The organism is Paraburkholderia tagetis (assembly GCF_022213065.1).
Lineage (GTDB): Bacteria > Pseudomonadota > Gammaproteobacteria > Burkholderiales > Burkholderiaceae > Paraburkholderia > Paraburkholderia tagetis.
In genome coordinates this window covers 1-21,878 of sequence record NZ_JAKLJA010000045.1, presented here as the reverse complement: position 1 = coordinate 21,878, position 21,878 = coordinate 1, and the positions used below count along the sequence as shown (strand labels likewise).

The 21,878-nt window shown below is 64.1% G+C and carries 19 protein-coding genes; 14 read left to right on the top strand and 5 right to left on the bottom strand.

Going from position 1 to position 21,878, the window contains the following annotated elements:
• Positions 1-10 precede the first annotated feature (10 nt).
• The 8 genes from iscR (at position 11) to iscX (ending at position 6,325) form a co-directional block, all read left to right on the top strand.
• Complete coding sequence (iscR, locus tag L5014_RS32100; RefSeq protein WP_238467824.1) at positions 11-544, top strand: Fe-S cluster assembly transcriptional regulator IscR; 534 nt, start codon at positions 11-13, stop codon at positions 542-544.
• Positions 545-616: 72 nt separating this feature from the next.
• Positions 617-1,840 (top strand): IscS subfamily cysteine desulfurase, encoded by a 1,224-nt coding sequence (locus tag L5014_RS32095; protein ID WP_238467823.1) that lies wholly within the window; start codon positions 617-619, stop codon positions 1,838-1,840.
• Between the two features lie 92 nt (positions 1,841-1,932).
• The gene (iscU, locus tag L5014_RS32090; RefSeq protein WP_028216879.1) at positions 1,933-2,337 is read left to right on the top strand and encodes a Fe-S cluster assembly scaffold IscU; all 405 of its coding nucleotides are present in this window, start codon (positions 1,933-1,935) and stop codon (positions 2,335-2,337) included.
• Positions 2,338-2,533: 196 nt separating this feature from the next.
• Complete coding sequence (iscA, locus tag L5014_RS32085) at positions 2,534-2,857, top strand: iron-sulfur cluster assembly protein IscA (protein ID WP_028216880.1); 324 nt, start codon at positions 2,534-2,536, stop codon at positions 2,855-2,857.
• A 116-nt stretch (positions 2,858-2,973) separates the two neighbouring features.
• On the top strand, positions 2,974-3,510 hold the full coding sequence (gene hscB / locus L5014_RS32080; RefSeq protein ID WP_238467822.1) for a Fe-S protein assembly co-chaperone HscB: 537 nt from the start codon (positions 2,974-2,976) through the stop codon (positions 3,508-3,510).
• 129 nt (positions 3,511-3,639) lie between these two features.
• Positions 3,640-5,511 (top strand): Fe-S protein assembly chaperone HscA, encoded by a 1,872-nt coding sequence (hscA, locus tag L5014_RS32075; protein ID WP_238467821.1) that lies wholly within the window; start codon positions 3,640-3,642, stop codon positions 5,509-5,511.
• 248 nt (positions 5,512-5,759) lie between these two features.
• Entirely contained in the window at positions 5,760-6,101 is a 342-nt protein-coding gene (fdx, locus tag L5014_RS32070; RefSeq protein ID WP_238467820.1) for an ISC system 2Fe-2S type ferredoxin, read from the top strand.
• 26 nt (positions 6,102-6,127) lie between these two features.
• On the top strand, positions 6,128-6,325 hold the full coding sequence (gene iscX, locus L5014_RS32065) for a Fe-S cluster assembly protein IscX (protein WP_238467819.1): 198 nt from the start codon (positions 6,128-6,130) through the stop codon (positions 6,323-6,325).
• Positions 6,326-6,460: 135 nt separating this feature from the next.
• Here iscX and L5014_RS32060 read toward each other — a convergent pair whose 3' ends face one another.
• Complete coding sequence (locus L5014_RS32060) at positions 6,461-7,216, bottom strand: glycine zipper 2TM domain-containing protein (protein ID WP_238467818.1); 756 nt, start codon at positions 7,214-7,216, stop codon at positions 6,461-6,463.
• A 145-nt stretch (positions 7,217-7,361) separates the two neighbouring features.
• On the opposite strand from L5014_RS32060, the gene L5014_RS32055 reads away from it, so the two are divergent.
• Positions 7,362-7,628: a hypothetical protein gene (locus L5014_RS32055; protein ID WP_238467817.1), complete on the top strand. Its 267-nt coding sequence runs from the start codon at positions 7,362-7,364 to the stop codon at positions 7,626-7,628.
• On the opposite strand, the gene lysS is transcribed toward L5014_RS32055, so the two are convergent.
• The 4 genes from lysS to L5014_RS32035 form a co-directional block, all read right to left on the bottom strand.
• Positions 7,594-9,129, bottom strand: coding sequence for a lysine--tRNA ligase (gene lysS / locus L5014_RS32050; RefSeq protein WP_238467816.1), 1,536 nt, complete (start codon positions 9,127-9,129; stop codon positions 7,594-7,596). The two genes, L5014_RS32055 and lysS, sit on opposite strands and share 35 nt — an antisense overlap.
• 227 nt (positions 9,130-9,356) lie before the next feature.
• A protein-coding gene (gene prfB / locus L5014_RS32045) for a peptide chain release factor 2 (protein ID WP_238467815.1) occupies positions 9,357-10,461 on the bottom strand; the annotation gives its coding sequence in 2 pieces (ribosomal slippage) (positions 9,357-10,379 and positions 10,381-10,461; 1,104 coding nt in all).
• 115 nt (positions 10,462-10,576) lie between these two features.
• A complete protein-coding gene (gene recJ / locus L5014_RS32040) occupies positions 10,577-12,283 on the bottom strand; it encodes a single-stranded-DNA-specific exonuclease RecJ (protein ID WP_238467814.1) in 1,707 nt (568 codons plus the stop codon).
• A 58-nt stretch (positions 12,284-12,341) separates the two neighbouring features.
• Positions 12,342-13,544 carry a regulator gene (locus L5014_RS32035; RefSeq protein ID WP_238467813.1) on the bottom strand — a complete coding sequence of 401 codons (1,203 nt, stop codon included), beginning with the start codon at positions 13,542-13,544 and terminating at the stop codon, positions 12,342-12,344.
• Positions 13,545-13,920: 376 nt separating this feature from the next.
• Between L5014_RS32035 and L5014_RS32030 the strand changes: the two genes are divergently transcribed.
• The 5 genes from L5014_RS32030 (at position 13,921) to L5014_RS32010 (ending at position 21,813) form a co-directional block, all read left to right on the top strand.
• Complete coding sequence (locus L5014_RS32030; RefSeq protein ID WP_238467812.1) at positions 13,921-15,174, top strand: lipoprotein-releasing ABC transporter permease subunit; 1,254 nt, start codon at positions 13,921-13,923, stop codon at positions 15,172-15,174.
• Positions 15,167-15,898 (top strand): lipoprotein-releasing ABC transporter ATP-binding protein LolD, encoded by a 732-nt coding sequence (lolD, locus tag L5014_RS32025; RefSeq protein WP_238467811.1) that lies wholly within the window; start codon positions 15,167-15,169, stop codon positions 15,896-15,898. The genes L5014_RS32030 and lolD overlap by 8 nt, the downstream gene beginning before the upstream one ends.
• A gap of 28 nt (positions 15,899-15,926) precedes the next feature.
• Complete coding sequence (locus L5014_RS32020) at positions 15,927-16,715, top strand: TatD family hydrolase (RefSeq protein WP_238467810.1); 789 nt, start codon at positions 15,927-15,929, stop codon at positions 16,713-16,715.
• 125 nt (positions 16,716-16,840) lie between these two features.
• Positions 16,841-17,662: a ComEC/Rec2 family competence protein gene (locus L5014_RS32015; RefSeq protein WP_238467809.1), complete on the top strand. Its 822-nt coding sequence runs from the start codon at positions 16,841-16,843 to the stop codon at positions 17,660-17,662.
• 152 nt (positions 17,663-17,814) lie between these two features.
• Complete coding sequence (locus tag L5014_RS32010; protein WP_238467808.1) at positions 17,815-21,813, top strand: DEAD/DEAH box helicase; 3,999 nt, start codon at positions 17,815-17,817, stop codon at positions 21,811-21,813.
• Positions 21,814-21,878 lie beyond the last annotated feature (65 nt).

Genomic DNA, 21,878 nt, shown 5'->3' with positions numbered 1-21,878 from the left:
CCCCTACATCATGAGACTCACCACCAAAGGCCGTTTCGCCGTCACGGCGATGATCGACCTGGCCCTGCGCCAGGAGCAGGGGCCGGTGACGCTTGCGGGTATCAGTCAGCGCCAGCATATCTCGCTGTCGTACCTGGAACAGTTGTTCGGCAAGCTGCGCCGTCATGAAATCGTCGAATCGGTCCGCGGGCCGGGCGGCGGCTATAACCTCGCGCGCCGCGCGGAGGACGTCACCGTTGCGGACATCATTATCGCCGTGGACGAGCCGCTCGACGCTACCCAGTGCGGCGGCAAGGGGGCCTGCGAAGGCACCAAGCAGCACGACGGCCATTGTATGACGCACGAGCTCTGGTCGACGCTGAACCAGAAGATGGTCGAGTACCTCGATTCGGTGTCCCTCAAGGATCTGGTGGACAAGCAGCGCGCCCGCGAAGGCGCCGCGCCCACCGTCCTGCGCGACCGCCGCACCGAGGCGCCGGCGCTTGAGCCGGTGCGCACGGTACCGCTCGGGCCGAATTCCATATTCAACATGGCCGGCTCCTGATCCCGAATTTCGGGTCCCGACCACGGCCAGCGCAATACACAAAGCAGCAGACAGAATCCCCCGGAGCGATAGATGAATAACGACATTCCCCACCTGCCCATTTATATGGACTACAGCGCGACGACGCCTGTCGATCCGCGCGTGGTGGACAAGATGATTCCGTATCTGCGCGAGCAGTTCGGCAATCCGGCGTCGCGCAGCCACGCCTATGGCTGGGACGCGGAACGCGCTGTCGAGGAAGCGCGCGAGAACGTCGCGGCGCTCGTCAACGCCGACCCGCGCGAAATCATCTGGACCTCCGGTGCAACCGAATCGGACAACCTCGCGATCAAGGGTGCTGCGCACTTCTACAAGAGCAAGGGCAAGCACATCATCACGGTGAAGACCGAGCACAAGGCCGTGCTCGACACCTGCCGCGAACTCGAGCGCGAAGGCTACGAAGTCACGTACCTGAACGTGAAGGACGATGGCCTGATCGATCTGGACGACTTCAAGGCGGCGATCCGCCCCGACACGATTCTCGTTTCCGTGATGCACGTGAACAACGAGATTGGCGTGATCCAGGATATCGAGACGATTGGCGAGATCTGCCGCGAGAAGGGCATTATTTTCCACGTCGACGCGGCGCAATCGACGGGCAAGGCGCCCATCGACCTGCAAAAGCTCAAGGTCGACCTGATGTCGTTCTCGGCGCACAAGACTTACGGCCCGAAGGGCATCGGCGCGCTGTACGTGCGCCGCAAGCCGCGCGTGCGCATCGAAGCGCAAATGCACGGCGGCGGCCATGAGCGCGGCATGCGCTCGGGCACGCTGGCCACGCACCAGATCGTCGGCATGGGTGAGGCGTTCCGCATCGCCCGCGAAGAAATGGCGACGGAAAACGAGCGCGTGCGCATGCTGCGCGACCGTCTGCTCAAGGGCCTCTCGGAAATCGAAGAGACCTACGTGAACGGCGACATGGAAAAGCGTGTCCCGCACAACCTGAACATCAGCTTCAACTTTGTCGAAGGCGAGTCGCTGATCATGGCGGTCAAGGACGTGGCGGTGTCGTCGGGTTCGGCGTGCACCTCGGCGTCGCTCGAACCGTCGTATGTGCTGCGCGCGCTCGGCCGCAACGACGAGCTGGCGCACAGCTCGATCCGCTTCACGGTGGGCCGCTTCACGACCGAACAGGACGTCGACTATGTGATCAACCTGCTGCAGACGAAGATCGCCAAGCTGCGCGAGCTTTCGCCGCTGTGGGAAATGCACCAGGACGGCATCGACCTGTCGACCATCCAGTGGGCGGCGCACTAAGGCTTGCCGCCAACCAATCGGCAGCAAAAACCGGACAGGCCGCAGCGCAACTCAGATGCAGCGCGGCAAACACGAATTGAAGGAGTGTGATCATGGCATATAGCGACAAGGTTCTGGACCACTACGAAAACCCGCGCAACGTCGGCTCGTTCGCGAAGGACGACGACGCGGTCGGCACCGGCATGGTTGGTGCGCCCGCATGCGGCGACGTCATGAAGCTGCAGATCCGCGTGGGCGCGGACGGCGTGATCGAAGACGCGAAGTTCAAGACCTATGGCTGTGGCTCGGCCATCGCTTCGAGCTCGCTCGTGACCGAGTGGGTGAAGGGCAAGACGCTCGACCAGGCGCTCGACATCAAGAACACGCAGATCGCCGAAGAGCTGGCGCTGCCGCCGGTGAAGATCCACTGCTCGATTCTCGCGGAAGACGCGATCAAGGCAGCGGTCGCCGACTACCGTCAGCGTCATACGACGGAAGCCAAGGCAGACGCGGCTTAAAGGCTGCGGCTTAAAGTCTGCAAAAGCTCGCGATAAAGGCGCGCCGTATCGGGGCGCGCGAGCGGGCGGGGCAGTGGCAAACCCACGGGTGCGCTGCTGCGAGATGAACGATTTTGGATGCAGGCAAGCCTGCACCGCGTCGTGACGAGGCAGGTGCCAAGCCTGAAGCGAACGACGCGGGAAGTGGTGAAACGTTATGGCAATCACGTTGACGGAAAAAGCGGCACAGCACGTGCAGAAGTACCTGGTCCGACGCGGCAAGGGCGTGGGTTTGCGCCTTGGCGTGCGCACGACGGGCTGCTCGGGTCTTGCTTACAAGCTCGAGTATGTCGACGAGCTCGCGCCTGAGGACAACGTCTTCGAGAGCCACGGCGTGAAGGTCATCGTGGACCCGAAGAGCCTCTCCTATATCGACGGCACGGAGCTCGACTTCGTGCGCGAAGGCCTGAACGAGGGCTTCAAGTTCAATAACCCGAACGTGAAGGACGAGTGCGGCTGCGGCGAGTCCTTCCGCGTTTGAGCCCGCGCGTAGCGGTGAAAAGGCGGCCTGTGCCGCCTTTTTGATTTTTTGATGTGGTGCACGGCAGCAGCGCCTGCGCCAGATCCCCACGACAGCCCCACAAGAACGTTTATCCGATGGCCTCGCTCTCTTCGCTCTCCGATAGCCATTTCGTGCTGTTCGGCTTGCCCGAGCAGTTCGCGCTCGATGCCGACACGCTCGACCACGCTTACCGCACCGTGCAGGCACAGGTGCACCCCGACCGCTTCGCTGCGGCCGGCGAGGCGCAAAAGCGCGTGGCGATGCAATGGGCCACGCGCGCGAACGAGGCATATCAGACGCTGCGCGACCCGCTCAAGCGCGCGACGTATCTGCTGCATTTGCGCGGCATCGACGTCGGCGCGGAGAACAACACGGCCATGGAACCCGCGTTCCTGATGCAGCAAATGGAGTGGCGCGAGGCGATCGAGGATGCGGTGGGCGCGAAGAACGTCGACGCGCTCGATGCGCTCGCGGGCGACTTGCGCGATGACGAGCGCGTGCGCCTCGCGAAGCTGGGCGCGTTGCTCGACAGCGGCTCGAACCAGCCGGCGGCGGAAGCCGTGCGCCAGTTGATGTTTGTCGAGCGCGTCGCGGCGGAAGTCGACGCGCAAATCGAGCGGCTGGAAGACTAGGCCCCCGGCCAGTCGGTCTGGCTTGTCTGGCTGGGCGCACGGCGAAAAAGGGCGTAGAAAACGGATACGGCACAGGGTTGTCGACGCGTCGAACAGACGATGCGAGACGGCCCGCAACAGATCACACAGATGGCATTACTGCAAATTTCCGAACCCGGCATGGCGCCGGCGCCGCATCAGCGGCGGCTCGCCGTCGGCATCGACCTCGGCACGACGAACTCGCTGGTCGCCGCGGTGCGCAGCGGCGTGCCCGACGTGCTGCCCGACGAAGACGGTCACGTGCTGCTCCCGTCGGTTGTGCGCTATCTCGCGAACGGCGGCCGTCGCATCGGCCGCACGGCCAAGGCCGACGCGGCTAGCGACCCGCGCAACACGATCGTCTCGGTCAAGCGCTTCATGGGCCGCGGCAAGGCCGAAGTGGAAGGCGCGGCGAACGCACCGTACGACTTCGTCGACGCGCCGGGCATGGTGCAGATCCAGACCGTCGACGGCGTGAAGAGCCCGGTCGAGGTCTCGGCGGAAATTCTCGCCACGCTGCGCCAGCGCGCCGAAGACACGCTCGGTGACGAACTCGTCGGCGCGGTCATCACGGTGCCTGCGTACTTCGACGAAGCGCAGCGCCAGGCGACCAAGGACGCCGCGCGCCTCGCAGGCCTGAACGTGCTGCGCCTGCTGAACGAGCCCACTGCCGCTGCGATCGCCTACGGTCTCGACAACGGCGCCGAAGGGCTCTACGCGGTCTACGACCTCGGCGGCGGCACCTTCGACCTGTCGATCCTCAAGCTCACCAAGGGCGTATTCGAAGTGCTCGCGGCGGGCGGCGATTCCGCGCTCGGCGGCGACGACTTCGATCACGTGCTCTTTGCCTGGGTGCTGGAGCAGTCCGGCATCGAGCGCGCGGCGCTCAAGCCCGAAGACGTGCGCCTCCTGCTCGACCGTGTGCGCGACGCGAAGGAAGCGCTCTCGTCGGCACCCGAGGCGCGCGTTGAAGTGGCGCTCTCGAACGGCAAGCAGATTGCGCTGACGATCGACGAGCCGCGCTTCGAGGCGCTCACGCAGGCCCTCGTGCAGCGCACGCTCACGCCCACAAAGAAGGCGCTGCGCGACGCCAAGGTGGCCGCGAAGGACGTGAAGGGCGTGGTGCTGGTGGGCGGCGCGACGCGCATGCCGGTGATCCGCCGCGCCGTCGAGCAGTATTTCGGCCAGGCGCCGCTCACAAATCTCGACCCGGACCAGGTCGTCGCGCTCGGCGCGGCGATCCAGGCCGATTTGCTCGCCGGCAACCGCGGCGGCGAGGACGACTGGCTGCTGCTCGACGTGATTCCGCTGTCGCTCGGCGTGGAGACGATGGGTGGCCTCGTCGAGAAGATCATCCCGCGCAACTCGACCATCCCGGTCGCGCGCGCGCAGGACTTCACGACCTTCAAGGACGGTCAGACCGCGATGGCGATCCACGTGGTGCAGGGCGAGCGCGAACTCGTCTCCGACTGCCGTTCGCTCGCGCGCTTCGAGCTGCGCGGCATTCCGCCGATGGCGGCGGGCGCGGCGCGCATCCGCGTGACCTACCAGGTGGATGCCGACGGGCTCTTGTCCGTGTTCGCGCGCGAGCAGCTTTCGGGCGTGGAGGCGTCGGTGGTGGTGAAGCCGTCCTACGGTCTCGCCGACGACGACATCGCGAAGATGCTCGAGGACAGCTTCAAGACGGCCGATATCGACATGCGCGCGCGCGCGCTGCGCGAGGCCCAGGTCGAGGCGCAGCGCGTGATCGAAGCGACGAACTCGGCGCTGGCCGCAGATGGCGAGTTGCTCGACGAAGCCGAGCGCACGCAACTCGATACGCTGGTCGCCGCGCTCGTGCAAATCGCGCAGGGCGAGGACACCGGCGCGATCGAAGCGGCGACCAAGGCGCTTGCCGAGGGCACCGACGAGTTCGCCGCCCGGCGCATGAACAAGGGCATCAAGCGCGCGCTCGCGGGCAAGAAGCTCGACGAGATAGGCTAAACGCCACTCGATGCGCGCCTGGGCGCGCGCCTCCATGCGCGGTCAATGAACGCTTAATGGACGTTGGGACCGGACGTTGGGACGTTTGAGCGCGCACCGGCAAACGCGCCGGGAGGTACGCCGGAAAGCACGCGACGCGTGCGTGCTTTCCCGATGCTGCAAGGCGCGCGACGTCAGTAGAATGGGCGATGACACCGTCGGCAGACGGGTTGCGCCCGATACAGAAGTTATTGGATACGGAAATCACAATGCCTCAAATCGTGGTGCTGCCCCATGTCGAACTGTGTCCGGAGGGCGCGGTCATCGACGCCAAGCCGGGTGAGAGTGTGTGCGATGCGCTGCTCGCGCACGGCATCGAGATCGAACATGCTTGCGAGAAGTCATGCGCCTGCACGACCTGTCACGTGATCGTGCGCGAAGGATTCGATGCGCTCGAGCCGTCGGAAGAAACTGAAGACGACCTGCTCGACAAGGCGTGGGGTCTGGAGCCCACTTCGCGGCTGTCGTGCCAGGCCCTCGTGCCCGCCGAAGATGACCTGGTGGTCGAGATTCCGCGTTACTCGATCAACCACGCGAAGGAAAATCACTAATCCATCGGAGAGAGGAGCGCGCTGCCATGAAATGGACCGATACGCAGGACATCGCAATGGCGTTGACGGATACGCATCCGGAGATCGACCCGCAGTATGTGCGCTTCACTGATCTGCATCGCTGGATCACCGAGCTCGAAGGCTTCGACGACGATCCCGAGCGCTCGAACGAGAAGATCCTGGAGGCAATCCAGGCGGCCTGGATCGAAGACGCGGACTACTGACCTGCGTTGGCTCGGGTTGCCGCGGGTTACCGCAGGCAGCAATGAAAAAGGCGATTCGCCCGCACGGCGAATCGCCTTTTTCGTTTGTGGCTGTTGTGCTCAGGCGGCAGGACAGGTGCACGCAATCACGTATCTTCAGCCTGCGGCGAGCATGCCGTGCTCGACTCGCACGCGCTGGCCCTGCTGGAACGGCGGCGCTTCGTGATAAGTGAAGTAGCGCATCTTGCCGCTGTTCATGCGCACGCGTACCGAGTAGCTCGTGGTGCTGCGCAGATGCTTTTCCACTGAATTGCCGGCGAGGCCGCCACCCAGCGCGCCCAGTAACGTCATTGCCGTGCGGCCGTTGCCGCTGCCGAACTGATTGCCGACCACGCCGCCCGCGACTGCGCCGCCCACCGCGCCAATGCCGGTGCCGTGACCTTCGTGGCGCGTTTCGGAAATACTCTGGACCACGCCGCACGAGGCGCACTCGGCCTGCTGGGGCGGGGCCTCCCGAGCGTATTGCTGTGGTTGCTGGCTGTACTGCGGCGGCGGGGCGGCCGGTGCCGCAGCTTGTTGCTGGGCTGCGGGCGCAGGCTGTGGCTGCGCGGGCGCGTTGTTTTGGGCGGCATTCGGGGCGTTCTCTGGCGTACCGCTCTGAGCGCCGTTTTGTGCAATTTGTGCGCTGGTCACAGGGCGAGTCGAGTCGACCACGGGTTGCGACGCCATCATCGCGGTCTGGCCAGTCTGGGTTTGGGCGCTTTGTTCGGCCGTGCTCGAGGCCTTCGGGAAGACGCCGGTGATGGCCGCCGTGGCCGCAAGGCTCGCGACAATGACAGCCGCTGCCGCAGTGGCGACGAGCGGATGAATACGGCGGTTCGGTGTGGTCGATTTCGGATCGGGATTGTTCATGAGAGGCTCCGTCTTTAGCAGAGTTGGTTTTCTTTGGACCAGTTTGAGCCAATTCCCTCGCCCGGACGTTTCAATTTGTAACCCTGCTTGCGCGTGCGCAAATTGAAAAAGGGATCGACCGATGGTGATGGTCGCGTAGCCCTATATGACGCCGGTTTCGAGCGCGCAGCACCTGGCGTGCGCGGGCAGCGGGGCGGCCGTCTTTACCGCTCGTTACAAATGGCTGAAAGGCAAACTGAAGGTAGCCGACGCAGCGTCACGCAAGCGCACCGAAAAAGGCGTCGAAAAAAGCAAACGGGGCGCATGCGGCGTGAACCGCATGCGCCCCGTTCGGCGCGCCTCTTCGACGAAAGAAGCGCGCCGTGGCGTGTCGATGCTCAGTCTTCGCGGCGCAGATGCGGGAAGAGAATGACGTCGCGGATGCTGGCGCTGTCCGTGAGCAGCATGATCAGACGGTCGATGCCGATACCGCAGCCGCCAGTCGGAGGCATGCCGTACTCGAGCGCGCGGATGTAGTCGGCGTCGTAGAACATCGCTTCCTCGTCGCCGGCGTCCTTCTGCTCGACCTGCTTCTTGAAGCGCGCAGCCTGATCTTCCGGATCGTTGAGCTCCGAGAAGCCGTTGGCGATTTCGCGGCCCGTGATGAAGAGCTCGAAGCGCTCGGTGATGCCCGGCGCGGTGTCGGAGGCGCGTGCGAGCGGCGAGACCTCAATCGGGTAGTCGATGATGTAGGTCGGTTCCCACAGTTGCGACTCGGCAGTCTCTTCGAAGAGCGCCAGTTGCAGCGAACCCACGCCGGCGTTGAGAAATTGCGGCTGGTTCGCATCGACGCCGAACTTCTTCAGCTCCGTGCGCAGGAACGCCGCATCGGCGAGCTGCTCGGTCGTGTATTGCGGCGCGTACTTCTGGATCGCCTGCACGATCGTCAGACGATGGAACGGCTTCGACAGATCGAGCTCGCGGCCCTGATACGTGAGCACGGCGCTGCCGCTCGCGTCGATGGCGGCCTGGCGGATCAACTGCTCGGTGAAGTCCATGAGCCACGCGTAGTCGGTGTACGCGGCGTAGAACTCCATCATCGTGAATTCCGGATTGTGACGGGGCGAGACGCCTTCGTTACGGAAATTCCGGTTGATCTCGAACACGCGCTCGAAGCCGCCCACGATCAGGCGCTTCAGATAGAGCTCGGGCGCGATGCGCATGAACATCTGCATGTCGAGCGCGTTGTGATGCGTGACGAAGGGCTTGGCCGCAGCGCCGCCCGGGATCGGGTGCAGCATGGGCGTTTCGACTTCCATGAAGCCGGCGTCGGCCATGAAGCGGCGCACCGACGAGATCGCGGCCGTGCGCGCCTGGAAGGTCTGGCGCGCTTCGGGCGTGACGATCAGGTCGACGTAGCGCTGGCGATAGCGCATTTCCTGGTCGGACAGCCCGTGGAACTTGTCCGGCAGCGGACGCAGCGACTTGGAGAGCAGACGCAATTGCGTGCAGCGCACCGAGAGCTCGCCCTTGTTGGTGCGGAACAGCACGCCCCTGGCCGCGACGATGTCGCCCAGGTCCCACTTCTTGAAGGCGTCGTAGGTGCTCTCGCCCACGTCGGCGGGCGTGATGAAGAACTGGATCTGGCCCGAGCCGTCGCGCACCGTCGCGAAGCTCGCCTTGCCCATCACGCGCTTGAGCATCATGCGGCCGGCGATCGACACTTCGAGCGCCTGGGATTCGAGCGCGTCCTTGTCGGTGTCGGCGTGGTCGCGCTGCAGGTCGGCGGCGTGGTGCGTGGGGCGGAAGTCGTTCGGATAGGCGACACCCGCTTCGCGCAGCGCGCGCAGCTTTTCGCGGCGCTCGGCGATGATCTGGTTGTCGTCGACTTCGGGCGCGTCGCTGGCCGCGTTCGGCTGGGTCGGTTCGGTCATGGTGGCTCGGATGATTGGATTCGCGGGTGCTTCTGCGGGTATTTCTGCGGATGTTTCTGTTTGCGGCCCGGGCGAGGTGCCTCGCGGGCCGCAGCGCCTTTCGGGGTCTGTCTGACCTCGTGTGGCATATCGTGCGGACTTCGGTTTCCGCCGCGCGCACCGCTCGCTCTCGATGGAGGCGGCAGGCGGCGCGGCAGGAGAGGGCGGCGCCTTGGGGCGCGCCCGGCTTACACGCCCTGTTTCAGGCTCGCGCTGATGAACGCGTCGAGATCGCCGTCGAGCACGGCCTTGGTGTTGCTGATTTCGACGTTCGTGCGCAGATCCTTGATGCGGCTGTTGTCGAGCACGTAGGAGCGGATCTGGTGACCCCAGCCCACGTCCGACTTGCCCGCTTCGAGCTTGTCCTGTTCCGACTGGCGCTTGCGCATTTCGGCTTCGTACAGGCGCGACTTCAGCATCGCCATGGCTTCGGCGCGGTTGCGGTGCTGCGAGCGGTCGTTCTGGCACTGCACGACGATGCCCGACGGCATGTGCGTGATACGCACGGCGGAGTCGGTCTTGTTGATGTGCTGACCGCCCGCGCCCGAAGCGCGGTAGGTGTCGATACGCAGATCGGCCGGATTGACTTCGATCTCGAACGAATCGTCGATTTCCGGATACACGAACACCGACGAGAACGACGTGTGGCGACCGCCCGACGAGTCGAACGGCGACTTGCGCACGAGGCGGTGAATGCCGGTTTCGGTGCGCAGGAAGCCGTAGGCGTATTCGCCTTCGACCTTGATCGTCGCGCTCTTGATGCCGGCCACGTCGCCTTCGGACTCTTCGAGCACTTCGGTCTTGAAGCCCTTGCGCTCGCAGTAGCGCACGTACTGGCGCAGCAGCATGGAAGCCCAGTCGCAGGCCTCGGTGCCGCCCGCGCCCGCCTGGATGTCGATAAATGCGTTGTTCGGGTCGGCCGGATTCGCGAACATGCGGCGGAACTCGACGTCGGCCACGCGCTTTTCGATCTCGCCGGCGTCGGTCTCGATGGCGAGGAGCGTGTCCTCATCGCCTTCCTCGCGGGCCATCTCGAAGAGGTCTTGCGTGTCGCGCGTGTCGTTCTCGATGCCGTCGAGCACGTGCACTACGCCCTCGAGCAACTTCTTTTCCTTGCCGAGCCCCTGGGCGTGCTTGGAGTCGTTCCAGACGTTGGGGTCTTCGAGTTCGCTGTTGACTTCGACGAGCCGTCGGGCTTTTACGTCGTAGTCAAAGATACCCCCGTAGCTCGCCTGCGCGCGTGCGCAGGTCCGCCAAAAGGGCTTCGATCGCGTTGAGACGTTCCGCTTCCATTTGTGTCGTGATCCGGCTTGTAAAACATCAAATTATAGCCGATTGGACATGCGTCAAGGGCGCGGCGGGCAGTGCGGCGGCGCCGGGCGTGACCCCGGCGTGCCTCGCGTCCTGCTCAGAGCGCTGCGTGCTCCACGACGAGTTGCACGCGCGAGACGCCGTTCCACGTGTCGCGCACGAGCCGGTAGGCGACGGTCGTGTGCTGCGGCAGCGACTCGGTATGGTTGAACCAGATCGCATTGAAGCGCTGGCGGCCGCGCAGCAGTTGCAGCTTCAGATGCTTGTCCTTTACGAGCGCCTGCGAGGCCACCTCGAATTCGCCCGAGAACACGGGTGCCGGAAAGCCCTGGCCCCAGACCGCCGCGTCGAGCATTTCGACGAAATCGGGCGTGAACCAGGCATCTTCGAGCTCGCCGTCGGTCTCCACCGTGCGTGCGAGCGCTTCGGCGGACAGCCACTCGCGGCCCACGCGCTCGAACGCGGCCGCAAAGCGCGGCACGTCAGCGGCGGCGATCGTCAAGCCGGCGGCCATCGCGTGCCCGCCGAACTTGTGGATGAGGCCGGGCTCGCGCTTGCTGATCAGATCGACGGCGTCGCGCAGATGGAAACCGGGGATCGAGCGGCCCGAGCCCTTCACGAGCTCGCCGTTATCGTCGGCGGGCGCGAACGTGAAGGAGGGGCGGTGGAACTTCTCCTTGAGCCGCCCCGCGACGATGCCGATCACGCCCTGATGCCAGCCCTCGTTGAAAAGCGTGAGCGTGGCATTGTCCTGCGGATCGACGTTGGCGAGATCGGCGAGCGCCTGCTGCTGCATGCCCGCTTCGATCTCGCGGCGCTCGCGGTTCATCGTGTCGAGCTGCTGGGCGAGCTCCCATGCACGGCCCACGTCGTCGGTGGTCAGGCATTCGATGCCGAGCGACATGTCCGAGAGGCGGCCCGCCGCGTTCAGGCGCGGCCCGAGCGCGAAGCCCAGATCGAAGCCCGAGGCGCTTTTCGCGTCGCGGCCCGCGGCGCGGAACAGCGCGGCGATGCCGGGCTGCATGCGGCCGTTGCGGATGCGCTGCAAGCCTTGCGCGACGAGCACGCGGTTGTTGCAGTCGAGCTTCACGACGTCGGCGACGGTGCCGAGCGCGACCAGATCGAGCAGACCATCCAGACGCGGCTCGGGGCGCGCTTCGTCGAACCAGCCACGCGTGCGCAACTCGGCGCGCAAGGCGAGCAGCGTATAGAACATGACGCCCACGCCCGCGATGCACTTGCTCTCGAACGTGCAGCCCGGCTGGTTCGGATTGACGATGGCGCGTGCGTCGGGCAGCGTGTCGCCGGGCAGGTGGTGGTCGGTCACGAGCACTTCGATGCCGAGCGCGTTGGCGGCCTCCACGCCTTCCACGCTGGCGATACCGTTGTCGACCGTGATCAGCAGGTCGGGCTGGCCGCCCTTGCGCTGTGCGGCGAGCGCGACGATCTCGGGCGTGAGGCCGTAGCCGTACTCGAAGCGGTTCGGTACCAGATAGTCGATCTGCGCGCCGAGCATGCGCAGGCCGCGCACGGCCACGGCGCAGGCCGTCGCGCCGTCGCAGTCGTAGTCGGCGACCACGAGCATGCGGCACTCCGCTTCGAGCGCGTCGGCGAGCAGCATCGCGGCGTCGTCGAGGCCTTTCATGCCGGCGGGCGGGATCAGTCGATTGAGGCCGGTCTCGATCTCGTCGGGCTGGCACACGCCGCGCGAGGCATAGAGCCGGGCAAGCACTGGATGCAGGCCGTGGCGGACCAGGGCTTCGGTATCGGCGGGGGAGCAGGCGCGGGTGACGATTCGGGTCATGCGTGAGAGGTCATGAAAAAAACGCGTGGAAAAAAACGCGTGGAGGAGACGTTGGACGTTATTCGATGAACAGCGACGCAAACTCACGGCGTCGCCAGAATTTGCGCAGGTCGCCGCGCGTGGCCGTGAGCGTGACCGAGCCAGTGTCGCCGCACAGCGTGAAGCCGAGCTCGGCCAGCTCGCCCGCCTGGAGGGCGGCGAGCGCGGGCGCGAACCAGTCGCGCTCGAGTTGCGCGAACGCGGCGTTCCAGCGGCCCCAGTCCTGCTGGATATAGGCGGCGGAGAACGGATCGAGCTCGACGAGCGTGGCGCCGTTCGCGTGCGCGCTTTCGCTGGCAGTGCCGTTCGGGGTGCGGTTGGGTGCGTTGTTGGACGCGCCGTTGGGCGTACTGTCAGGCTTACTGCGGGGCGCGCTGCCGGCCGAGGCGGCAAGCGCGCGGAACGTGTCGGGCGCCGCGCCCAGCTCGGCGCCGGCGGCGAGCGCGAGCCCGCGCGTGGCCGCGGCATCCGAGCGCACGCGCGCGAACGCCCGCGTGACCGGACGTAGCGCGCCCTGTGCGTGGAACCAGATCGAATTGACGGCGGGCAGGCCGCGCGCCTCGCGCGCTTCGTTGACCGGGTGCTCGAACCAGGCCATCTGCACCTCGTTTTGCACCTTCATCCATGCGCGCGAGCGCTGGCCCGAGTGGGCCTCGTGCGGCAGCCAGATTTCGATATTGCGTCCGCTCGCGCGCAGCGGCGAGGCGCCCGCGAGCGTGCCGAAATGCTCGCTCGACAGATACCAGCGCTGCGGCGAGGGTGCTTCGACGCGCACCCCCAACTCTTCGATGAGCGGCTTGGCGACGGCGTAGAGCGCGGCGGCATCGGCGTCGGCGAGTTCGAGCGAAGCCGGGTCGATCAGCACCAGGTGGTCGTGCGCGATGCGCACGTGCACGGGCTGGACGCAGGCCCAGGTGGCGTCGCCGGGCGTGCCGCCGTCAGCGAGCAGCATCCACGGGGCAAGCGGGGCTTCGTCGTCGGCTGCGGCGCCGGCCTTCGTCTGGTTTGCGGCGGCTCCGAACGCGCGCGCAACCCAGCGCTCGTGCGGCAGCGTGCGCTGAAAATCCTCGCCGATCACCTGCTCGCCCATGGTCGCGCGCGCGACCAGCTTCGAGAGTGCTGGATATTCGAGGCCGGAAAGCGCGGTCGAGGCTGCCGCAGCAGATGGCAGCGCGAACGGCACGAGGAGATGGAGACGATCGACAGGCATGATGGTGCGCATTGTACTTCGGCCCAGGTGGCGCCTGGGTGCGGCACGCGTCATGCCCGGGTCCCGGTGTGCGTCGTGGCCAGCAATGGCCACAGGCGCAGTTGCGCAGGAATTTCGTGCAAGCTCGACAAGAGCTCCATAGGAATCAGTGACTTATCGTAAGCAAGCTGGGCACCTGGGTGTGCAAACCGCATCCAATGGAAAGAGCCAGAGCCGCGCATGCGGCGGGCCGAGGCGGTGCAAAGTCCGTGAGGTGTCTGTAGTGTGGCAAACTTCGCGGTTGATCGCCGGGTTGATCGCCCGGCGGGCCGCCGAGTCGCTGCGGCATGTAATTCAGCTTGCGGGCCGGCGCGCCCCACGCGCAACGAAGACGTACAAAAGGATTCGCTTGAAACTTCCCTACGAATGGCAAATAGGCTGGCGCTATACCCGCGCCGGCAAGCGCACGACCGGCAACGGCTTTATTTCATTCATCGCGCTCATTTCGATGTCGGGCATCGCGCTTGGCGTGGCGGCGCTCATCGTCGTGCTTTCGGTGATGAACGGTTTCCAGCGCGACGTGCGCGACCGCATGCTCTCGGTGCTCGCGCACATCGAAATCTTCTCGCCCACGGGCACGATGCCCGACTGGCAGCTCACGGCCAAAGAGGCGAAGGCCAACCCCGAGGTGATCGGCGCCGCGCCCTACGTGGATGCGCAGGCGCTCCTCACGCGCGGCGAGAGCTTGAGCGGCGTCGCGCTGCGCGGCGTCGAGCCGTCCGAAGAGCCGCAGGTGTCCGATATCAATAAGGAAATGAAGGCAGGCAGCCTCGACGATCTCACGCCGGGCAGCTTCAACATCGTGCTCGGTGGCGACCTTGCCGCGAATCTCGGCGTGACGAAGGGCGACAAAGTCACGCTCGTTGCGCCCGAAGGCAGCATCACGCCCGCGGGCATGCTGCCGCGCCTGAAGCAGTTCACGGTGGCCGGCGTGTTCGAGTCGGGGCACTACGAGTACGACAGCTCACTCGCGCTCATCAATATCCGCGACGCCGAAGTGCTCTACCGCCTCGCCGCGCCAAGCGGCGTGCGCCTGCGCCTGAAGGACATGCAGCGCGCGCCGGCGGTCGCGCGCCAGCTCGTGCATACGCTTTCGGGCGATCTCTATATCCGCGACTGGACGCAGCAGAACAAGACCTGGTTCTCCGCAGTGCAGATCGAAAAGCGCATGATGTTCATCATTCTCACGCTTATCATCGCGGTGGCGGCGTTCAATCTGGTTTCGTCGCTCGTGATGACCGTCACCAACAAGCAGGCCGATATCGCGATCCTGCGCACGCTCGGCGCGCAGCCCGGCTCGATCATGAAGATCTTCTTCGTGCAGGGTGTGACGATCGGCTTTGCGGGCACGGGTATCGGCATCGCGCTCGGTTGCCTGATCGCGTGGAGCATTCCATGGAGCGTGCCGATGATCGAGCATCTCTTCGGCGTGCAATTCCTGCCGCCGTCCGTTTATTTCATCAGCGAGCTGCCCTCGGAACTCGTCGCCTCCGACGTGATCCGCATCGGCTCGATTGCGTTCGTGCTTTCCGCGCTCGCGACGCTCTATCCGAGCTGGCGCGCGGCCAAGGTTCGTCCGGCGGAGGCGCTGCGTTATGAATAACCGTCAATCGATCCTCGCCACGGCGGGCGACTATCCATACGTGCTCGAAGGGCATGGTGTTTCGAAGGTGTTCGGGCAGGGCGCGCTGGCCGTGAACGTTTTGCACGACACCGAAATCGCCGTGAAGCGCGGCGAGAAACTGGCGATCGTGGGCGCGTCGGGCTCGGGCAAGAGCACGCTCCTGCACGTGCTGGGTGGGCTCGACGAGCCGGGCACCGGCAATGTCAAGCTGCTGGGCAAGCCGTTTACCGAGTTGTCCGAGCGCGAGCGCAACGACCTGCGCAATCGCGCGCTGGGCTTCGTCTACCAGTTCCACCATCTGCTGCCGGAGTTCTCGGCGCTCGACAACGTGGCGATGCCGCTGCGCATCCGCCGCATGACACAGGACGACGCGCGCCGCGAGGCGCTCGAGATGCTCGCGCGCGTGGGCCTCGACCATCGCGCGCGGCATCGCCCCGGCGAGCTCTCGGGCGGCGAGCGCCAGCGCGTGGCCATCGCGCGCGCGCTGGTGACGCGGCCCGCCTGCGTGCTGGCGGACGAGCCGACCGGCAATCTCGACGGCAGCACGGCGGACACGGTGTTCAACCTGATGCTCGAATTGTCCGATCAGTTCCAGACGAGCTTCGTGATCGTCACGCACGATCAGGACCTCGCGGCGCGCTGCGACCGCATCGTGCGGCTGCGCGACGGCACGTTGCACGAGGAGCCGGTCGTGCCGGTGTAATGGACCACGCGGTGGGAGCGCGCTTTTCATGTGGATCGATACGCATTGCCATCTCGATGCCAGCGAGTTCGACGGCGACCGCGATGCGGTGGCGTCGGCCGCGCGCGCGTCGGGCGTCACGCGCATCGTGATTCCCGCCGTCGCGCGCGAGAATTTCGCAACCGTGCGCGCGCTCGCGCATCGGACACCGGGCGCGGTCTACGCGCTCGGGATTCATCCGCTCTATACGCCGCAAGCGCGCGACGAAGATCTCGACGTGCTGCGCGCCGAGATCGAAGCGAGCCTCGCCGATTCGCGTTTCGTCGGCATCGGTGAGATCGGCCTCGATTACTTCGTTCCGGGCCTCGACGACGCGCGCCAGCAACACTTCTATGACGCGCAACTGCGTCTTGCCCGCGAGTTCGAATTGCCCGCGATCTGTCACGTGCGCAAGTCGCAGGATCTGGTGCTCAAGGGCCTGCGCCGTCATGGTGTGCGCCACGGCATCGCGCATGCGTTCAACGGCAGTTTCCAGCAGGCGAACGCGTTTATCGAGCAGGGCGTGCATCTGGGCTTCGGCGGCAACCTGACCTTCGAGCGGGCCTTGCAGATCCGGCGGCTCGCGGAGCAATTGCCGCTCGAAGCGATCGTCATGGAAACCGACGCGCCCGACATCTCGCCGTCCTGGCTCTATCGGGCGCGCAACACGCCGGATCAGGTGCCGCGCATCGGCGCCGTGCTCGCTGCCTTGCGCGGCTTGACGCCCGAGGAACTCGCTCTTGGCACAACGGCCAATGCCGCGGCGGCGCTGCCCCGGCTCGCACTTTCGTCTGCATAATTCCTTCGAGGTGGCGCGCGCTTCACTCTATTCACACGAGTCGCGCGATAAAGCTGCCGCATAAAGTTGCGCGCGCAACGATATGCGGTTCGTGCTGGCGCGTCCCTCGTAACGAAGGAGGCGCGATGCGGGCAGTGTGGTGCGGATTTGCGCTCGGGGTGATCGTGCTGCAACGCCAGACGGCGTTGCCGGGGCGGGGCGCGTGGTTCGGGTTGACGGTGGCGGCGGCGCTTGCTGTGCTGGGTGCGGTGTGGATGCTGCGCGATGCTACACGTGGTGCGGGGCGTGCGGGTGGCATGACTGGCGTGCGCACGTTCGCCGGATGGACTGCCGTCGTCGTGGCTTCGGCGTGTGCGGGGTTCGGCTATGGAGCCTGGCGCGCGGAGTTGCGGCTCGCCGAAGCGCTGCCCGCTGCCTGGCAGGCGCGCGACATCGACGTGACCGGACATATCGCCCGCATGCTCGCCCACGATGAAAGCAGGGCGAGCTTCCTGTTCGCCGTGGAGTCCTGGTCGGCACGCGCCCCAGGTGCGAAGCTGCCGCAACTGATACAGCTCACCTGGGTTGCGCGCGATGCGCCGTTGCCACGCATCGAACCCGGCGCACGCTGGCGTTTGACTGTGCGGCTGAAACGTCCGCATGGCGAGGGCAACTTCGGCCTGCGCGATCCGGAAACCACGTTGCTCTCGCGCGGCGTGCGCGCGACCGGCTACGTCAACCGTCCCGAACACGCACGACGGCTGGCGGCGGATGCACAGGGCATGGGCGTTCGCATCGAACGCGTGCGCTCTGCGGTGCGTGCACGCATCGACGCGGTGCTCGCCGACGCGCCGCATCGCGGCATCGTGGTTGCGCTGGCAACGGGCGCGCAAGACGCCGTCAGCGATGCCGACTGGCGGCTTCTGCGCAATACCGGCACGAGTCATCTCGTGGCAATGTTGTGGTGAAGAACACACAATCTTGCGCCCACCCATGTCGTGGGTGTCTCCTTTCGGCTTTTCTGCCCGTGCTTCGCGAATTCGTCAGGTGTCGGTTGATTGGGCGGAAGGCATAATGTCGGCTTCATGGCTGAAGCGCCATAACGAAAGCAACAACACATATGACCGCACTCGAAAAACTACTCGATACCTTCCGCCACACTGCCGTTACTGAACGGGAGAAAGGAACCTACTTCGAAGAGTTGATCGTCACCTATTTGCGGAACGAAGCCACGTATCGCGATCTGTATAGCGACGTGTGGGCCTATGCGGAATGGGCTGACTTGCAGGGGTTGGACAAGCGGGACACCGGCATCGATCTTGTGGCGAAGACGCGTGGCACTGACGAGTTCCATGCGATTCAATGCAAGATGTACGCGCCGGACTACAAGGTCCAGAAAGGCGACATCGACAGCTTCTTCACGGCATCGGGCAAGAAGCCCTTCACGCGCCGGATCATCGTCGCCACGACGAACCATTGGAGCGAACACGCCGAAGATGCGTTGCTGGACCAGCAGCCACCAGTCAGCAAGATCGACCTGACCGCCCTTGAAGAAAGCCAGATCGATTGGGGCCAGTACCATCCCAAGGCCGCGCCGGTCATCAAGGCGAAGAAGGAACTGCGCCCGCACCAACAGGGTGCATTGAACGCAGTTGTTCATGGTCTGGCCGATGCCGACCGTGGGACGCTGATAATGGCCTGTGGTACGGGCAAAACAATGACCGCGCTGAAGATCGCCGAAACAATCGCCGGTGCTGGCAAGCGGGTGCTGTTCCTTGTACCGAGTTTGTCGCTGTTGAGCCAGACCTTGACGGAGTGGACGCAGGAGAGTGAGACGCCGCTTCATAGCTTCGCGGTTTGTTCCGACAGCGACGTTGGCAAGAAGCGCAAGAAAGAAGACGACATGGTTCAGACCTTCGTCCATGAACTGCGCTATCCGGCAACCACGAATTCGGCACGACTGGTAGAAGAGATGTCGAAGCGGCACGACGCATCGCACATGAGCGTCGTGTTCAGCACGTACCACTCAATTGATGTCATCAGCCGTGCGCAAAAGCAGTTCGGGATGGCGGACTTCGACCTGATCGTCTGCGATGAAGCGCACCGCACGACCGGCGCGACCTTCGGCGACGATGACGAAAGCACCTTCGTCCGGGTCCACGACGCCGACTACATCCGCTCTGCCAAGCGCCTGTACATGACGGCGACGCCACGTATCTATGGGGATTCAGCCAAGGCCACGGCTGAACGTGACAACGTGGCGCTTTGCTCGATGGACGACAAGGCCCTGTACGGGGAAGAACTGTTCGTCATCACCTTCTCGGAAGCCGTGAAGCGCGGGTTGCTGGTGGATTACAAGGTGATCGTGCTGGCAGTCGAAGAGACGCACGTCAACCGGCGTCTGCAAGACCTGCTGCGCGATGAGAACAACCAGTTGAAGGTGGACGATGCTGCCAAGATCGTCGGCTGCTGGAAGGCGCTTTCGAAGCAGGGCTTGACCGAAGACTTGGTTGGCGACGGCGATCCCATGAGCCGTGCGGTAGCCTTCTGTCAGGTCATTGAAGTCTCGAAAGGGGCCAAGACGCACAAGGTCAGTTCGAAACAGATCGCCGGGATGTTCCAATCGGTCGTCGAAGCGTATCAAGAAAGCGAAGAAACCGAAGAGTTTGAACAGGCGGCGCGACTTCACTGCGAAGCCGAACACGTTGACGGTGGCATGAACGCCAGCGAGAAGGAAGCGAAGCTGGCATGGCTGAAGGCCGAGACGCCCGAAAACACCTGTCGCATTCTCAGTAACGTCCGTTGCTTGTCCGAAGGTGTGGACGTACCGGCATTGGATGCCGTGCTGTTCCTGACGCCGCGTAACTCGCAGGTTGACGTGGTGCAGTCAGTCGGTCGCGTGATGCGCAATGCACCGGGCAAGAAGCGCGGTTATGTCGTCCTGCCGGTCGTGATTCCGGCCGGTGTCGAACCGCATGAAGCCCTGAACGACAACAAGACCTATGCCGTGGTCTGGCAGGTCTTGCAAGCCCTACGCTCGCACGATGACCGCTTCGATGCGATGGTGAACAAGCTCGACTTGATCGGCAAGGACACCAGCAAGATGGAAGTCATCGCGATCACTGACAAGATTCAGAAGAAGCAGCAGAAAACCAACGGGACGAAGAATAAGGACGCTGGTAAGGGCGGCTTCACCATCGGCGAAGCGGTCAAGAAGCGCACCGTGCAAGAACAGCATGAACTGGAATTCGAGATCGGCGAGATCGAGAAGGCTATCTACGCGAAACTGGTACAGAAGGTCGGCAACCGTCACCATTGGGAAGATTGGGCGAACGATATTGCCAAGATCGCCCGGACCCACATCGACCGCATCACCGGCATTATCGAGAACCCGGCCAACACCAAGGAGCGGGAAGCATTCGACGCATTCGCCGCCGAACTGCGTGACGACCTGAACGGCAGCATCACGGATGGCGAGATCATCGAGATGTTGGCGCAGCATCTCATCACTAAGCCGGTCTTCGACGCCTTGTTCGCCGACTACAGCTTCGCGAAGCACAACCCGATGTCGCTGGCGATGCAGAGCGTGTTGGACGTTTTGCAAGAACACCGACTGGATAAAGAATCCGACACGCTGGAACGGTTCTACGAGAGCGTGAAGATGCGGGCCGAAGGCATCGACAATGCATCGGGCAAGCAGAAAATCGTGGTGGAGCTATATAACAATTTCTTTGCCAAGGCGTTCCCGCTGCTTCGAGACAAACTTGGCATTGTCTACACGCCGGTCGAAGTCGTGGACTTCATCATTCATAGTGTCGGGCATGTGTTGCAGTCCGAGTTCGGCCAGACCTTGGGTAGCAAGGGCGTCCACATCATCGACCCGTTCGTCGGTACGGGCACGTTTGTGACGCGTCTTCTGCAAAGCGGTCTCATCAAGCCCGAAGAACTGCCGCACAAGTACAAACACGAAATCCACGCCAATGAGATCGTGCTGTTGGCCTACTATATCGCCGCCGTGAACATAGAAGCCGTGTATCACGGCATCGTCGGCGGAAAGTATCAGCCGTTCGAAGGCATATGTCTTGCAGATACCTTTCAGCTTTACGAGAAAGAAGACTTGGTTGATGCGGTTCAGGCAAGCAACAGTGCCCGCCGTAAACGCCAGAAGAAGCTCGACATCCGGGTCATCATGGGCAACCCGCCCTATTCAGCCGGTCAGGACAGCGCGAACGACAACAACCAGAATGTGGCGTACCCGCATCTCGACAGTCGCATCCGAAGCACCTATGCCGAGCGGTCCAGTGCCACGAACAAGAACGCGCTGTATGACAGCTACATTCGTGCGATCCGTTGGGCCAGCGACCGGATCGGCAAGAGCGGTGTGATCGGTTTTGTGACCAATGCAGGGTTCCTTGAAGCAAACACGGCCGATGGCTTGCGAAAGTGTCTGGCTGACGAGTTCAGCAGCATCCACGTGTTCCACCTGCGGGGAAATCAGAGAACTTCCGGTGAAGTGTCGCGCAGGGAAGGCGGCAAGATTTTTGGTGGCGGCAGCCGCGCACCGATTGCCATCTCCATCTTGGTCAAGAACCCGGACGCCACACAGCACGGCCAGATTTTCTTCCATGACATCGGTGACTACCTGACGCGCGAAGAGAAACTAGCCAAGATCAGCACCTTCGGTAGCATCGACGGAATCACGCAAGTGCGTGGCTGGCGGTCGATCACGCCTGACCAGCACGGAGATTGGTTGAAGCAGCGGGACGACGGCTTCGGGGAGTACATTGCGCTCGGCGACAAGGACGGAAAAGAGCCGCAGGCGCTGTTCGAAAGCTACTCGGGTGGCGTCAAAACTCAGCGCGATGCTTGGTGTTACAACTCTTCCAAGTCCGCCGTCGCCGCGAACATGACGCGCATGATCGACGCATATAACAGCGAAGTGGCTCGGTTTGCACAAGCGACGAATGGGCTGGACAAAAAGGCGCGGGAAGCCAAGCTGGATGGCTTCATCGACACCGACCCAACGCGAATCAGTTGGACTCATAGCCTGAAGCAAGAGTTGGCCCCGATGGGCGGGCAAATTCCCCCACCTGTGGGCACCTCAAAATCCCCCACCTAGAGACACGCGGAGCATGATGCTGGCGCGGTCTGGCAGGACGTTACCTTGCACCCCTCGAATGAAGA

Coding starts and splice junctions, on each gene's coding strand:
- L5014_RS32020 (WP_238467810.1), top strand. CDS start 15,927: ATGTGGATCGATACGCATTGCCATCTCGATGCCAGCGAGTTCGACGGC.
- L5014_RS32010 (WP_238467808.1), top strand. CDS start 17,815: ATGACCGCACTCGAAAAACTACTCGATACCTTCCGCCACACTGCCGTT.
- L5014_RS32055 (WP_238467817.1), top strand. CDS start 7,362: ATGACGCCGGTTTCGAGCGCGCAGCACCTGGCGTGCGCGGGCAGCGGG.
- fdx (WP_238467820.1), top strand. CDS start 5,760: ATGCCTCAAATCGTGGTGCTGCCCCATGTCGAACTGTGTCCGGAGGGC.
- L5014_RS32015 (WP_238467809.1), top strand. CDS start 16,841: ATGCGGGCAGTGTGGTGCGGATTTGCGCTCGGGGTGATCGTGCTGCAA.
- lysS (WP_238467816.1), bottom strand. CDS start 9,129: ATGACCGAACCGACCCAGCCGAACGCGGCCAGCGACGCGCCCGAAGTC.
- lolD (WP_238467811.1), top strand. CDS start 15,167: ATGAATAACCGTCAATCGATCCTCGCCACGGCGGGCGACTATCCATAC.
- L5014_RS32095 (WP_238467823.1), top strand. CDS start 617: ATGAATAACGACATTCCCCACCTGCCCATTTATATGGACTACAGCGCG.
- L5014_RS32060 (WP_238467818.1), bottom strand. CDS start 7,216: ATGAACAATCCCGATCCGAAATCGACCACACCGAACCGCCGTATTCAT.
- iscU (WP_028216879.1), top strand. CDS start 1,933: ATGGCATATAGCGACAAGGTTCTGGACCACTACGAAAACCCGCGCAAC.
- iscX (WP_238467819.1), top strand. CDS start 6,128: ATGAAATGGACCGATACGCAGGACATCGCAATGGCGTTGACGGATACG.
- hscB (WP_238467822.1), top strand. CDS start 2,974: ATGGCCTCGCTCTCTTCGCTCTCCGATAGCCATTTCGTGCTGTTCGGC.
- recJ (WP_238467814.1), bottom strand. CDS start 12,283: ATGACCCGAATCGTCACCCGCGCCTGCTCCCCCGCCGATACCGAAGCC.
- iscA (WP_028216880.1), top strand. CDS start 2,534: ATGGCAATCACGTTGACGGAAAAAGCGGCACAGCACGTGCAGAAGTAC.
- L5014_RS32035 (WP_238467813.1), bottom strand. CDS start 13,544: ATGCGCACCATCATGCCTGTCGATCGTCTCCATCTCCTCGTGCCGTTC.
- hscA (WP_238467821.1), top strand. CDS start 3,640: ATGGCATTACTGCAAATTTCCGAACCCGGCATGGCGCCGGCGCCGCAT.
- iscR (WP_238467824.1), top strand. CDS start 11: ATGAGACTCACCACCAAAGGCCGTTTCGCCGTCACGGCGATGATCGAC.